This is a genomic window from Mycobacterium montefiorense, from assembly GCF_025823255.1.
GTDB classification, from domain to species: domain Bacteria; phylum Actinomycetota; class Actinomycetes; order Mycobacteriales; family Mycobacteriaceae; genus Mycobacterium; species Mycobacterium montefiorense.
In genome coordinates this window covers 951,808-965,769 of sequence record NZ_JACKVL010000013.1, presented here as the reverse complement: position 1 = coordinate 965,769, position 13,962 = coordinate 951,808, and the positions used below count along the sequence as shown (strand labels likewise).

Sequence of the window (13,962 nt, the reverse complement as noted above, 5' to 3'; positions counted from 1 at the left end):
GGTTTACTTATCAAAACTCCGACCCGCTGCCAGCCGCTCGCGCAGACTCTTCGGCCGGATATCGGGCCAGTTCTGCTCGATGTAGTCAAGGCACGCCGCACGGTCGGCTTCGCCGTATACCACCCTCCACCCCGTGGGAACATCGGCGAAGGTAGGCCACAGGCTGTGTTGCTCTTCGTCATTGACCAAGACGAAAAAACTGCCATTATCGTCGTCGAACGGATTGGTGCTCACAGTTCTCCAGGCGTTCTCTCGATATAGGTGGGGTCGTTCCAAACCATACTGGAGGCCAACAGGCTCGGTCGGGCGTTTGGACAAAGTTCCCGATGTGATCTGTTAAGCACTCGTGACACCTCTTGGCAATTGGGTGCGCCGACGCAACGCGCGGGCGTTGACGCCTTCGAGTGCAGTGACCTGCAGTGACGGCATTGGCTGTCTGTCGACTGCCCAGAGTACGGTACCGGCGCCGAACAGACGACCGAGCGACGGTCTCCTTGCTCGTTAGTTGCGGGGAGCCAAACCCGCCACACCCGACCACCGCGGGGCTCCGCAGATCAGACCGAATACCGTGCCGGGTAAACGCGAGGACCGCAAGGTAGCTATCAGCCCCCGCACGCCCATTCCATCGAGCGCCTAGGCGAGCCTCGCCTTAGCGGCAAGACGGGATCGCCAGAATCGTTCTTAAGACCACAAATCACACGCTTACGCACCACCAACACTTCGTTAGCTGGCCATGCCCTAGCCTTCAGCGGATGGTCGCTTACTGCACGGGATCGCACGGGAATGTAATATCAATCACCATTGCTCGGGACAATGACGCATACAACCCCTGCCGTTCGGGGGATTCGGCAGATTTGGTAGCGTGCCACTACGCTGGCGGTTCCAGTAACGATCACATACCAGGTTACGAAAGATCTGATGTCGGAGCCAATGGCATGGTTTACTCATCAAGATCTGATCGCACTCGCCGAACGCCACTCGTATGAGACGACCGCCGCAGGTCTGGCGTGGTGCGATCGAAGTGTGGGTACATGTTTAAGCGCTTGAAACAGCGAGTCCAGGAACGGGTTGAAGGGGGTGCGGTGGTCGAACACGACGTTCGAGCCCGGTCCGACGCCGCCGCCGGGGGTAACCATGACGTTGGTCAGCCCTCCGGTCGCTTCGGGCGGTTTGGTCGCCAGTCGTCGCCGGGTTCTCAACCGCCCGACGGCCCGCGAAAAGGCGGCCGCAACGCGGGAACTGGAGCATTCAGGCTGCTGGGGCGAATCTGGATTCCACTGCTCATCGTTGCGGTGCTGACTGCCGGCGGATTCACGGTCTCCCGGTTGCACGGGATATTCGGCTCTGAGAAGCGACAGTCGTACGCCGACACCAGGGTCAAAGACAGCAAGCCGTTTAACCCCAAGCATCTGAAGTACGAGGTTTTCGGCGCGCCCGGGACCGTGGCCGATATCAGCTATTTCGATGTCAATGCCGACCCGCAGCACATCAACGCCGTCACTCTGCCGTGGTCGATGGATCTATCGACGACGCTTCCGTCAATCGTGGGAAACGTAGTGGCGCAAGGTGATACCGATACGATCGGCTGCCGCATCATCGTCGATGGCACCGTCAAGTCCGAGAAGGTGTCCCACGAAGTGAACGCCTTCACGTACTGCGTGCTAACGGCGGCATGAGCGACGAAAACATCGGCACGGAGCGGCCCGCGCGGCCCTTCGTGGCGCGGACGATCCACCGGTTTTCCATACTCATCATCCTGGGATGGCTGGGTTTCGCCGTCTTCGTGACGATAGGTGTCCCTCCGCTGGAGGTCGTCGAGCAACAACATTCTGTATCGCTGACCCCCATTGACGCGCCATCTTTCAAAGCAATGCTGCGCCTCGGCCAGGATTTCAAGGAATCCAATTCGGGCGCTTTGGCGATGATCGTCTTGGAGGCAGACAGGCCCCTCGGCCAACAGGACCACCAGTATTACGACGAGTTGGTCCGTCGGCTGGAAGCCGATACCAAACACGTTCAACACGTCCAGAATTTTTGGGGTGACCCGGTCACGGCTGCCGCCGCGCAAAGCATTGACGGCAAAGCCGCGTATGTGCAGTTGAACATCAACGGCGGCCAGGGCGCGGCCGCGGGGGACGAATCGGTACAGGTCATCCGGAACGTCGTGGCGGAATTGGCTGCGCCGAACGGACTTCACGTTTACGTGACCGGCCCGGCAGCAACCGTCGCGGACATGAATAAGGCAGGTCAGGAGACTGTCACAACGGTCACCTTGGCCAGCCTTTCAGTGATCTTCATTATGCTGCTGCTCGTCTATCGCTCGCTTTTCACCGTCATTCTTTTGTTGGTGATGGTCGGGCTGCAATTGACAGTCTCGCGCGGAATGGTCGCCTTGCTGGGCTATCACGGCCTCCTCGGGCTCACCACGTTTGCCGTTAACCTGCTGGTGGCCGCCGTCATCGCCACCGGTACTGACTATGGAATATTTTTTGTTGGGCGGTATCAGGAAGCCCGACAGGCTGGCGAAGATCGCGAAGCCGCTTTCTATACCACGTTCAGTAGCGTTGCCAAGGTTGTCCTGGCGTCCGGTTTGACGATTGCCGGGGCGGTGCTTTGCCTGAGCTTTACCCGGCTCCCTTATTTCCAACCGCTCGGGCTTCCCAATGCCGTGGGCATCGCAGTCGCGGTCCTGGTGGCGCTCACGCTCGCGCCCGCACTTCTGGCTGTTGGAGGCCGTTTCGGCCTTTTCGAACCGAAACGGAAGCTCCAGGTTCGCGGCTGGCGACGAATTGGTACAGCGATAGTTCGCTGGCCGACACCCATTCTCATCTCCACGGTAGCGGTTGCCCTCATCGGTCTGCTGACGCTACCCGGATACAATCCCAGCTACGACGATCAGAAGTTTATCCCCGAGAATATCCCCGCCAGCGTAGGAAATGCGGCAGCGGCGCGACACTTTCCTGAGTCGCGAATGATGATGCCGGAAATTCTTTTAGTAGAAGCCGATCACGACCTGCGCAATTCTACCGATATGCTGGTATTGAATCAATTAGCTAAGGGCATTCTCGCAGTGCCCGGAATCTCTACGGTTCAGAGCGTTACCCGGCCGGAGGGAACAGCGCTCGCGCATACCAGCATTCCGTACATCATGAGCATGTCACAGTCATCTCAGCTGACAAATATGGCGTTCCAGAAGGACCGCATGAATGACATGCTGAAACAGGCGGCGGAAATGGGCAAGATGATTGCCCTGATGCAACACATGCTAGGTGTGATGAAAGAACTTACCGCGACGACGCATGACATGGTCGCGCGAACGCATGAAATTCAGAAAGTTACGGCGGAATTGCGGGATCGCGCTTCCGACTTCGAAGATTTTTACAGGCCTCTGCGTAGCTATTTCTATTGGGAAAAGCATTGCTACGACATTCCCGTCTGCTATGCGATTAGATCCGTCTTCGATGCCATCGACGGCGTCGACGAAGTCAATGACAAGTTCACCGAACTAGTGGTCGACCTCGATAAACTCGATCTGCTGTTGCCGCAGATAATCATACAGATCCCGCAGATGATCGAAACTATGCAGAGTATGCGGACAATGATGCTCACCATGCATAGCACCATGCAGGGGACCATGGGCCAGATGGAGGTGAACGGCGGCCAAAACCCGAATGCGATGGGCCAGGCGTACGACAGCTCCAAAAACGACGATAGTTTTTATCTGCCGCCGGGCATTATCGAAAGTTCGGATGCCTTCAAACGGGTCATGAAGATCTTCCTGTCGCCGGACGGCAAGAACGCCCGGATGCTTATTTCACAAAAGGGCGATCCGGCAACACCTGAGGGCCTCTCGCGCGTAGAGCCGATCAGAACAGCCGCTGAGGAGTCGCTGAAGGGCACTCCGCTAGAAGACTCCAAGATTTACCTCACCGGAACCGCAGCTGTGGTGAAGGACTTAGTCGACGGCGCCAAATACGATCTCTTGATCGCCGGCGTCGCGGCCCTATGTCTTATTTTCATCATCATGCTGATCATGACGCGAAGTTTTTTCGCCGCGCTGGTGATCGTGGGGACGGTATTGCTTTCGTTGGGGGCGTCCTTCGGGATGTCCATCCTGGTTTGGCAATATTTACTGGGCCTGCAAATCCACTGGACCGTACTTTCGATGTCCGTGATCGTCCTTTTGGCCGTGGGCTCTGACTACAACTTGTTACTTGTCTCCCGGATGAAAGAGGAGCTGGCCGCCGGCATCCACACCGGCATCATCCGCGCCATGGCGGGCACCGGAAAGGTCGTCACCAATGCTGGCCTGGTGTTCGCATTCACAATGGCGTCGATGGCCGTCAGCGACCTGCGCAGCATCGCCCAGCTGGGCACCACCATCGGGATGGGTCTGCTCTTCGACACCCTGGTGGTGCGTGCCTTCATGACACCGGCCGTCGCGGCGTTGCTGGGGCGCTGGTTCTGGTGGCCGCAGCAGGTGCGCACCCGGCCCGCAAGCCAGATGCTGCGCCCGCTGGGGTCCCGCCCGTTAGTACGTTCGCTGCTGCTGAAAGAAACGCGGTGAGACGCGACATGACCACGGAACCTACAGCTACCGAACACCCTGAGCCCCCGGTTCAGAAGCCGTTCGTGGCACGGACGCTCCGCAATCTTTCGCTGCTCTTTGTCCTGGGGTGGATCGCGCTGACCCTGCTGGTCACCTTCGGAGTTCCGTCGCTGGAGCGGGTGGGCCGAGAGCATTCAGTGCCGCTGGCTCCCCAGGATGCGCCGGCGGTGCAGGCCATGATGCGCATGGGCAAGGTCTTCAAAGAGTCCGACTCGGATAGCTTTGTCATGCTCGTGATCGAGGGGCAAAACGAGCTCGGCGACAACGCGCACAGGTACTACGACAAATTGATGCGGGTGCTCAAGGCCGACACAAAACATGTCGAACATGTGCAGGATTTGTGGGGCGACCGACTGACCTCGGCGGGTGCACAAAGTGCCGACAGCAAGGCCGTATACGTCCAAATGAATCTGGCCGGCAACCAGGGCACGACGCAGGGCCAAGACTCGATCGCCGCCGTCCGAGACATTCTTGCGAAAAATCCGCCCCCTGCTGGGATCAAGGCTTATGTCACCGGTCCGTCTGCGCTGTTCTCGGACATGCAAGAGGCTGGCGATAGATCGATCCTGAAGATGACCGCGGTAGGCGCGGCGATCATTTTCGTGGTGCTACTTTTCGTCTACCGGTCGATCATCACGACGATCCTATTGTTGATCACCGTCGGGGTCGAGGTACTCGCGGCCCGCGGAATCGTCGCGTTTCTCGGCGATAACAGTCTCGTGCAGTTGTCGACATTCGCCGTCAACCTGCTGGTCGCCCTTGCGATGGCGGCCGGAACGGACTACGGGATCTTCTTCTTCGGCCGATATCAAGAGGCACGCCAAGCCGGCGAGGATCGGGAAACCGCCTACTACAGCACCTTCCGCGGGGTCGTTCCCGTTGTCTTGGGGTCCGGCTTGACGATCGCCGGAGCGATGTTGTGCCTGAGCTTTACCCGAATGCCGATCTTCCAGACCATGGGCGTGCCTTGCGCCATCGGCTTGGTCGTTTCCGTTGTCATCGCGCTGACGTTGGTGCCGGCAGTCCTGACCATTGGAGGCCGCTTCGGGCTACTCGATCCCACGCGAGCGATCCGCTTTGGTCGGTGGCGCCGGATCGGCACGTCAATTGTCCGCTGGCCGATCCCGATTCTGGTCGCCACGATCGCCGTCGCGCTGGTCGGCTTGGTCACACTGCCGGGTTACCAAACGAGCTACAACAACCGGCTCTACATGCCCGACGATATTCCAGCGAATGTCGGCTATGCGGCCGCTGACCGTCACTTCTCCCAAGCGCGTATGTTGCCCGAGATTCTAATGATCGAATCTGATCACGATATGCGCAATCCGGCCGATTTCATCGTCCTACACAGGTTGGCCCGGGGGATCTTTAGAGTCCCGGGGATTGCTCGGGTTCAGGGCATAACCAGGCCCGAGGGAACCCCGATTGAACACACCTCAATCCCCTTCATGCTCAGCATGCAGAACTCGGCCCAGACTCAAAATATAAAATATATCAAGGCGCGCATGGACGACATGCTCGAGCAGATCCGCATGATGGATGTACAAATGGCGTCGATGAAACGTCTTTACGCATTACAGAAAGAGCTCACTGCCCTTACGCATGACTCGATCACCAAGACCGCCGAGATGACCCAGATCTTGTACGAATTAAGAAACCATTTCGCAGATTTCGAGGATTTCCTTCGACCCATCAAAAGCTACTTCTACTGGGAAAAGCATTGCTTTGATATCCCAATTTGCTGGTCCCTGAGGTCAATATTTGACCTGCTCGATGGTATCGATGAGCTGAGTGAAAAAGTCGGTGATTTACTGATCGATCTCCGCAAAATGGACACGTTGCTGCCACAGTTACTCGAAATGTACCCGCAGATGATCGCGTCCATGCAGTTCTTCAAAACCACGACGCAGACTATGCACAGCACGATGTCTGGGATCGTCGGCCAGGTGGACGTCGACAACAAAGATGCCACCACTATGGGCCAGGCATTCGATGCCTCCAGGAATGACGATTCCTTCTATCTGCCACCCGAGGTTTTCAAAAATCCGGACTTCCAGAAGGCGATGACGCAATTCCTGTCACCCGACGGGAAAGCCGCCCGATTCATCATTTCCCACAAGGGCGACCCGGCATCGCCCGAAAGCGTGGCACGGGTGGACAGGATCCGGACGGCAGCCGAGGAGGCGCTCAAAACGACGCCCCTCGAAGGCTCCAAGATCTGGCTCGCCGGCACCGCGTCGACCTTCAAGGACTTCAAAGACGGCTCTAAATTCGACCTCTTCATCGCGGGCATCGGCGCTCTCTGCCTGATTTTCACGATCATGCTGATCATCACGCGCAGCTTTGTCGCCGCCTTAGTCATCGTGGGTACGGTCGCACTCTCGCTCGGCTCGTCGTTCGGGCTCTCGGTACTGATCTGGCAGTACATCCTGGGCATCAAGTTGTACTGGATGGTCCTGCCGATGTCAGTGATCGTGCTTCTCGCGGTGGGGTCGGACTACAACCTGCTGCTGGTGTCCCGAATGAAAGAGGAAATAGGCGCGGGCATCAATACCGGCATCATTCGCGCCATGGGCGGTACCGGCAAGGTCGTGACGAACGCCGGTCTGGTGTTCGCTTTCACGATGGCGTCGATGGCGTCCAGCGATCTGCGAATCATCGGCCAGGTCGGTACGACTATCGGTCTGGGCCTGCTGTTCGACACGCTGATTGTGCGCTCATTCATGACCCCCACAATCGCCGCGCTGCTTGGACGTTGGTTCTGGTGGCCACAAGTCGTTCGTCCGCGCCCGTCCAGTCAGATGCTGCGGCCCGAAGGATCCCGCCCCATGGTACGTGCCTTGCTAGGCGAGGAGCACCCTGACGACGCGCCCACGGCCGAGATCCCAAGGCAATCGGTTTAATTGACGATACCGATTGCGAACGCGGAAAAGCTTGAGGGCATTTGGCTAAGAATTTGCAGGTGGATGCGTACAAGCCGTTTTGCAGAGGCCATCGAAAACCACTGTCCCAGACCATGTAACACCGATACCGACAACACACCGGCACCCACCATGGAATACTCCCTACTGTGAGCTCACTGGCGATCGAAGTCGACGGCCTCTCTAAGACCTTCGGGCGAAACACGCCTGCGCTCAATGGTGTTAGCTTCTCTGTCCCACCAGGAACAGTGTGCGGTCTGCTCGGCCACAATGGCGCCGGCAAGACCACCTCGATCAATATTCTGTCCACGCTGATACGCCCGACTTCGGGCCGGGCCACCATTGTCGGACACGATATTGCCCGCCGACCCGCTCAAGTGCGCGCCAGCATCGCGATAGCGGGGCAATTCATTGCCTTGGACTTTCTGCTCACCGGCCGGGAGAACCTCGTCTTGTTCGGCAGGCTGCGAGGCCAACGTCGCCGGGAAGCGAAGGCTCGCGCGGACGAGTTGATCGAGCAGTTCGACCTAGTCGAAGCCGCGGACCGCGCAGCGGGCACATACTCCGGCGGCATGATGCGTCGCGTTGACCTCGCCGCAGCATTGATGGTGCGACCGAAGGTGCTTTTCCTTGACGAGCCGACGGTGGGCCTCGACCCGCGCAGCCGCCGCGACGTGTGGGCCCTAGTGAGCTCGCTGGCCGAGCAGGGGGTCACCGTGCTACTGACTACGCAGTACCTAGAAGAGGCCGACGTACTGAGTGACTCAGTCGTCGTGATCGACCACGGCCAGGTGATCGCCAGCGGTACCGCCGAGGACCTCAAACGTCGGGTCGGTGCCGACTACTGCCAAGTGAGCCCGGCGAATCCCGCCGACTTGCCCCAGGTCGCGGCTGCCCTGACAGGACTAGACGGCGTCGACGTCGACGTCGACACCAACTCGGTGTCGGTGGTCGCTCCCGAAGGAGTAACCACACTCGCCGATGTCTTTCGCCGAGTTGATGCCCTCGGCATCGAACTCGCCGACATCTCGCTGCGCAAGCCTTCACTCGACGAGGCGTTCCTGCATATCACCGAGCGGACCACCGCCCGCCCATGACCGCTTTGGCCGCCCTTACCGAACGTTCGCTGCTGTCATCGGCGCGGGATGGCGAGATCATCTTCGAGGTGGTGTCGCCAGTCGCCTACTTGGCGGGTTTCAGCGTGGCGCTGCGTGGCCTGATCGAAACCGGCAACGTGACTTATTCCCAGTATCTGGTCCCGGCGGTGGTCGTCCAATCGATGATCTTTGTCGGGCTGATGACCGCTGACCGCGCGGTACGTGACCACCTCAGTGGACTCGGCGAGCGGCTACGCACCCTGCCGATTGCGGCGATTGCCCCGGTTACCGCCCGCATGGCTGCCACTCAGATCCGGGCTGCGCTTGCGCTCTCAGTGGCAGTGGCCACCGGCTTCGGTTTCGGATTCCGGTTTACCGGCGGGGCGGGATACGCGACGGCCTTCGTCCTCATAGCGTTGCTGCTGTGCCTGGGCGTCGGGTTGGGCGCTGATGCGCTGGGCTCGAGCTCGAACAGTCTCCAGGGCGCGAGCTACATGCTATTCATCCCCCAATTGTTGCTGTTCATGCTGTCCACCGGAATCGCCCCGGAGAAGACCTTCCCGAGCTGGTTGCGCCCAGTGGTGCGCAACCAGCCGGTGTCACAGGTTGCCGAAACGCTGCGCGGCCTCGGCGCCGGGCACGTCGCTGTCGACAACGCCGCAATCACCTTGACGTGGTGCATCGGCATGGTGTTGGTGTTCGGGGCGATCACGCTTCGGATGCAAAGGCGCAGTTCGTGACCTCCGAGACGGGGGCGCGGCACTCGCTTCTCTCTCAGACTTGGGTGCAAGCCAGTCGACTCCTGGTCCGGTGGCGGCGTGACCGCCCGGTGCTGCTGGGGTCGATATTCTTTCCGGTCTGTCTACTCCTTCTTTATCAGGCGATCCTTGGCCCGCAGGTGCACAAAGTCACCGGCGTCGAGAGCGTATACGGGTTGGTACCCGTCTGTTCGGTGTTGTCGGCCCTGTTCGGCGCCTTGGGCAATGCCGTCGGCATCACAGTCGACCGGCAGTCGAGGCTGCTTACCCGCATGTGGGTTTTGCCAGTCCACCGGATCAGTGCACTTACCGGACGTCTGACCGCCGAGATCGTGCGCGCGCTCATTGGAACGACCGTCATCACTGCACTTGGCGTGGCGATGGGACTGCGTTTCGCCCATGGCTGGGCCACCGCCCTGTTGTACCTTCTGGTCCCGTCGATCATGGTCGTCGGGTTCACGACAGTGGTCACGACCGCGGTTGTCAGGAGCAAAGGGCCCAGCATTATGACGTGGTTGGCGGGCGGAACTGTGACGCTGGCTTTCCTTAACCCCGGTACCACTCCGATCGGGATGTACCCGAGTTGGCTCCAGCCATTTGTTCGCGTACAGCCGATATCGCCACCGGTTGAGGCGATGCGGTCCTTAGCGCTTGGCGGTCCGCTGCTGGTGCCCCTCGGAATAACTCTGCTGTGGACGGTCGTGCTTGCCGCGGTGTTCGCGCCCTTGGCCGTGCGGGGCTATCAGCGCGCCGCCGAGGCCGGTGGCTGAGGCCTGCCCTAGCTCCTGGCCTTGAATCTGACCAGCCATTGGCGAAATACCGCCTGGCGGACTTCCTTCTGCTTGAACAACGCCAGCGTCCGGCCGGAAATCTCGGCGGCCGCAGCCCAAAAGAATATCGGCAGCCGCTTTCTGAACTCTTTGTCGACAGCGCTGCTGATCCCGGTGACATCGTTGTACAGCGTGACGACAATATCCATGTACCGGGTGACTAACGCGGGGTTGGACAGGCAGCGAATGTTGAAGTCCCAGTCGGCCCAGATGCGATACCTGAGGTTGTAGGGGCCGATACCGGCGAAAAGCTCGCGACGATAGAAAATCGCCTGGTGGCACATATTCGTCTCGAACAACAGACGGTCGAGGTCGAATTCGCCGGCGTGGCGGGTCCCAGTTGACCGGTTGATCACATCGCCGTACACCAGACCGGCGGAGTCGTGCCCGTCAATGAAAGCCGCCACCCGGGCCAGCGTGTCAGCTTCGTACAGAACGTCGTCGGCGCCCAGGAAAAGCACCCAGGAGCCACTCGCCATGTCCACTCCGCGATTCATCGCGTCGTAGGGCCCGTCGTCAGGACCGGAATGGCTCACCAGACGCGTATCAAGCTCGGAGGCAAAGGTTTTCACGGTGTCGAGGGTGCCATCCGTGGAACCACCGTCCACCAAGACCACCTCGAAGTCGTTGCAGGTCTGGCCAACAATGCTGCGGAGGCAGGCGTCGAGGGTCGAGGCGGTATTGAAGGTGGGAACGATGATGGAAAACATCGGCGCAGTCATGGCGCTAGCCACGTTAGCAGCGTCCAACCGGGCGTGCGCCTCAATCGAGCACCCGCGGCTTCACTCATTCGCTCTGCCGGAAAAAGATGCCATCCGCCTGCAACATCTGACCATCCCGCGGATCGACGAAACACGGCAACAGGCCGGTCAAAGTAAAGCCCATGGAATATACGAGATCGAGCGCTTGATTTATTAGCATGCCGCCTTCGTAAAGCGGCAGGAACGACAGCTCGAGTTGCATGCCGACGCAGCGATTATTGATCGTTGATTCGCCACCGGCAAGTACATGTTGTTCGAATCCTTGCACGTCAATCTTGAGAAAAGCCTTGTCGGTCGGCTTGAGGATTTCCGACGCCACGTCATCCAGCCGATGTATGGGCACCTCTTCGGTACCGACGTAGTTTGCCGGCGGATAGGCATCCTGGTGGCGTTTCAGCATCGGGAGGACAGAACTACTTTCGCCGGCATTGCCTGCGACATTGACCGAGATCGTCCCCTCGGTATCCCCCAGCGCACAACGTCGGATCTCCCAGAGCGGATCCTTGGATGCGTTGCTCTGCAACCGCGAAAACGGTTCCGCCAGCGGCTCGAACGATATCAGCCGCCCGTTGAAACCCGCCTTACGAAGACCGGCTGCATATTGGCCAGAATTAGCACCGATATCAAATACAACGTTTACCTGATGCGAATCGAGATGTTTGACAAAATGGCGTTTCAGGTCCCGATCAGAATAGGAACGCGACACCTGAAGTGCGACGGCACGTGCAATCAAGCCGGCACGATTTAGTAATTGCATTGTGTGACACTAACATGCGCATATGTGAGGGGAATAGATCCTCCAACAACGGAGCGATTCGAATACGAACAAAGACTAACGCCGATGCGAGTGGACGCCTGGCACCGCGCGAGCCACGATGTCATCTCCGCACCGCACCGGCGCTGGCGCGGTACCACGCCACCGTGGCCTCGATACCCTCTCGCAGCGCGATCCGGGGCAGCCAGCCCGCCTGACGTAACACCGATATATCCAGCACCTTGCGCGGTGTCCCGTCCGGTTTCGTTGGATCCCAACGTGTTTCGCCTGTATAGCCCACCGCGGCTGCTACCATGTCGGCGATCTCGCTGATGGTGTGGTCGATACCGGTCCCGACGTTGACGTGCTCGGGACCATCGAAGTGTTCCAGTAGGTGCAGGCACGCACTCGCGAGGTCGTCGACGTGCAGCAACTCGCGCCGCGGAGTTCCGCTCCCCCAGTTCGTCACCTCCGCCGCACCGCTGGCTTTGGCTTCCTCATACCTCTGGATGAGCGCCGGCAAGAGATGCGAGTTAGTCGGGGAAAAGTTGTCACCCGGCCCGTACAGATTGGTGGGCATCGCCGAGATCCAGGCCAGCCCGTGCTGACGCCGCACTGCTTGGACCTGGAGAATGCCGGCGATCTTGGCAATCGCGTAAGCATCGTTGGTCGGCTCCAGCGGCCCAGTGAGCAGCGAGGCCTCCTTGATCGGCTGCGGTGCGAATTTCGGGTATATGCAGGAAGATCCGAGGAACAGCAGCCGCGGCACGCGCGCGGCGACGGCGGCATCGAGCAGATTGACCTGGATCTGCAGGTTTTCGGACAGGAATTCAGCCGGATAGGTGTGGTTTGCCATGATGCCGCCGACCCGCGCTGCCGCGTCGATCACCAGCTGGGGCCGAGCGCCCAGGATGAAGTCGAACGTCGCGGCCCGATCGGTCAGGTCGAGTTCGGCGTGCGACCGCACCACGACATTGGTGAACCCCGCGGCCTGGAGGCCGCGCAACAAAGCGGATCCAACCAAACCGCGGTGTCCTGCAATGTAAACGGGCGCTGCCCGGTCGAGGACGCCGGCTGATGTACCCATCCCCCCGCTCAGCCCCAACCTGGCAGGGCCGGCTTGTCAATCCAGGGCTTACCGTCGCACTCCAGTGCCGCAATGTCCGCGTCCACCATGATGCGGGCGAGCTCGCCCGTGTGGACCGCTGCCTTCCACCCAAGCACCTGGGCGGCTTTGGTCGCGTCGCCGATCAGCGAATCGACTTCGGTGGGACGCAGATAGCGCTCGTCGAATTTCACGTACTTCTGCCAGTCGAGTCCGACATGCTCGAATGCAGCCACGACAAAATCGCGAACGTTGTACCCGCGCCCTGTCGCGAGAACGAAGTCGTCCGGTTCGGCGGCCTGCAGCATCCGCCACATTCCTTCGACATACTCGGGTGCGTATCCCCAGTCGCGGATGGCATCGAGGTTGCCCAAGTAGAGGTCTTCCTGAACTCCGGCCTTGATCCGCGCCACCGCCCGGGTGATTTTCCGGGTCACGAAAGTTTCTCCACGCCTGGGTGATTCGTGATTGAACAGGATGCCGTTGACCGCGAACATCCCGTAAGCCTCGCGATAATTGCGCGTTACCCAGTACGAGTAGACCTTTGCCGCGCCGTACGGCGAGCGCGGATAGAACGGCGTCTGTTCGCTCTGAGGTGGCGGCGACGCGCCGAACATCTCTGACGACGACGCCTGATAGAACCGGCAATCCACCTTGGACAGGCGAACGGCGTCGAGCAACCGCATCGATCCCATGCCGGTGGTGTCACCCGTGTGCACCGGTTCGTCGAAGCTGACGCGCACGTGGGACTGCGCCGCGAGGTTGTAGACCTCGTCGGGCTCGATCGTGCTCAGCAGCGTGACCAACCGGGTGCCGTCAGTGAGGTCGCCGTAGTGCAGGAACAAACGCGCATCCGATTGATGCGGGTCGACGTATAGGTGGTCGATCCGCGACGTGTTGAAGGTCGAAGCTCGACGGATCAGCCCGTGAACTTCATACCCCTTCCCCAGCAGCAGTTCAGCGAGGTAGGAGCCGTCCTGGCCGGTGATTCCGGTGATCAACGCTCGCTTCATCAGAATCCCCCCGGGGTCGACGCGTCCTCATCACCAAATGTCCGGCATCTCATCATCGCGGCCGCTTCACTCCTCACGTTGCTGAATCGGTAAGGCCCCGCTGTCGACTCATAG

The 13,962-nt window shown here is 59.8% G+C and carries 10 protein-coding genes and 1 pseudogene; 6 read left to right on the top strand and 5 right to left on the bottom strand.

The window, feature by feature from the left end:
- Positions 1-3: 3 nt before the first annotated feature.
- A complete protein-coding gene (locus H7K34_RS18045) occupies positions 4-234 on the bottom strand; it encodes an MbtH family protein (RefSeq protein ID WP_264063357.1) in 231 nt (76 codons plus the stop codon).
- A gap of 1,022 nt (positions 235-1,256) precedes the next feature.
- On the opposite strand from H7K34_RS18045, the gene H7K34_RS18040 reads away from it, so the two are divergent.
- The 6 genes and pseudogenes from H7K34_RS18040 to H7K34_RS18015 all read left to right on the top strand — a co-directional run bounded on the left by H7K34_RS18040 (position 1,257) and on the right by H7K34_RS18015 (position 10,155).
- A complete protein-coding gene (locus tag H7K34_RS18040; protein WP_108924229.1) occupies positions 1,257-1,676 on the top strand; it encodes an MmpS family transport accessory protein in 420 nt (139 codons plus the stop codon).
- A pseudogene (locus tag H7K34_RS18035) lies at positions 1,673-4,438 on the top strand (MMPL/RND family transporter); the annotation flags it as partial. The gene H7K34_RS18040 and the pseudogene H7K34_RS18035, both read left to right, overlap by 4 nt.
- Before the next feature lie 137 nt (positions 4,439-4,575).
- Entirely contained in the window at positions 4,576-7,512 is a 2,937-nt protein-coding gene (locus H7K34_RS18030; RefSeq protein WP_264063355.1) for an MMPL/RND family transporter, read from the top strand.
- Between the two features lie 167 nt (positions 7,513-7,679).
- Complete coding sequence (locus H7K34_RS18025; protein ID WP_264063354.1) at positions 7,680-8,627, top strand: ATP-binding cassette domain-containing protein; 948 nt, start codon at positions 7,680-7,682, stop codon at positions 8,625-8,627.
- Positions 8,624-9,367, top strand: a complete 744-nt coding sequence (locus H7K34_RS18020; RefSeq protein WP_264063353.1) for an ABC transporter permease — start codon at positions 8,624-8,626, stop codon at positions 9,365-9,367. The genes H7K34_RS18025 and H7K34_RS18020 overlap by 4 nt, the downstream gene beginning before the upstream one ends.
- On the top strand, positions 9,364-10,155 hold the full coding sequence (locus H7K34_RS18015) for an ABC transporter permease (protein ID WP_264063352.1): 792 nt from the start codon (positions 9,364-9,366) through the stop codon (positions 10,153-10,155). The genes H7K34_RS18020 and H7K34_RS18015 overlap by 4 nt, the downstream gene beginning before the upstream one ends.
- Positions 10,156-10,163: 8 nt before the next feature.
- Here H7K34_RS18015 and H7K34_RS18010 read toward each other — a convergent pair whose 3' ends face one another.
- The 4 genes from H7K34_RS18010 to gmd form a co-directional block, all read right to left on the bottom strand.
- Positions 10,164-10,937: a glycosyltransferase family 2 protein gene (locus H7K34_RS18010; RefSeq protein WP_264063351.1), complete on the bottom strand. Its 774-nt coding sequence runs from the start codon at positions 10,935-10,937 to the stop codon at positions 10,164-10,166.
- 64 nt (positions 10,938-11,001) lie between these two features.
- Complete coding sequence (locus H7K34_RS18005) at positions 11,002-11,733, bottom strand: FkbM family methyltransferase (protein ID WP_264063350.1); 732 nt, start codon at positions 11,731-11,733, stop codon at positions 11,002-11,004.
- 121 nt (positions 11,734-11,854) lie between these two features.
- Entirely contained in the window at positions 11,855-12,817 is a 963-nt protein-coding gene (locus H7K34_RS18000; RefSeq protein WP_264063348.1) for a GDP-L-fucose synthase family protein, read from the bottom strand.
- Positions 12,818-12,825: 8 nt separating this feature from the next.
- Positions 12,826-13,848, bottom strand: a complete 1,023-nt coding sequence (gene gmd, locus H7K34_RS17995) for a GDP-mannose 4,6-dehydratase (protein WP_264063346.1) — start codon at positions 13,846-13,848, stop codon at positions 12,826-12,828.
- Positions 13,849-13,962 lie beyond the last annotated feature (114 nt).

Bases quoted from the DNA above. Each gene is read 5' to 3' on its own strand.
- H7K34_RS18020 (WP_264063353.1), top strand. From the start codon at position 8,624: ATGACCGCTTTGGCCGCCCTTACCGAACGTTCGCTGCTGTCATCGGCG.
- H7K34_RS18005 (WP_264063350.1), bottom strand. From the start codon at position 11,733: ATGCAATTACTAAATCGTGCCGGCTTGATTGCACGTGCCGTCGCACTT.
- H7K34_RS18030 (WP_264063355.1), top strand. From the start codon at position 4,576: ATGACCACGGAACCTACAGCTACCGAACACCCTGAGCCCCCGGTTCAG.
- gmd (WP_264063346.1), bottom strand. From the start codon at position 13,848: ATGAAGCGAGCGTTGATCACCGGAATCACCGGCCAGGACGGCTCCTAC.
- H7K34_RS18010 (WP_264063351.1), bottom strand. From the start codon at position 10,937: ATGACTGCGCCGATGTTTTCCATCATCGTTCCCACCTTCAATACCGCC.
- H7K34_RS18000 (WP_264063348.1), bottom strand. From the start codon at position 12,817: ATGGGTACATCAGCCGGCGTCCTCGACCGGGCAGCGCCCGTTTACATT.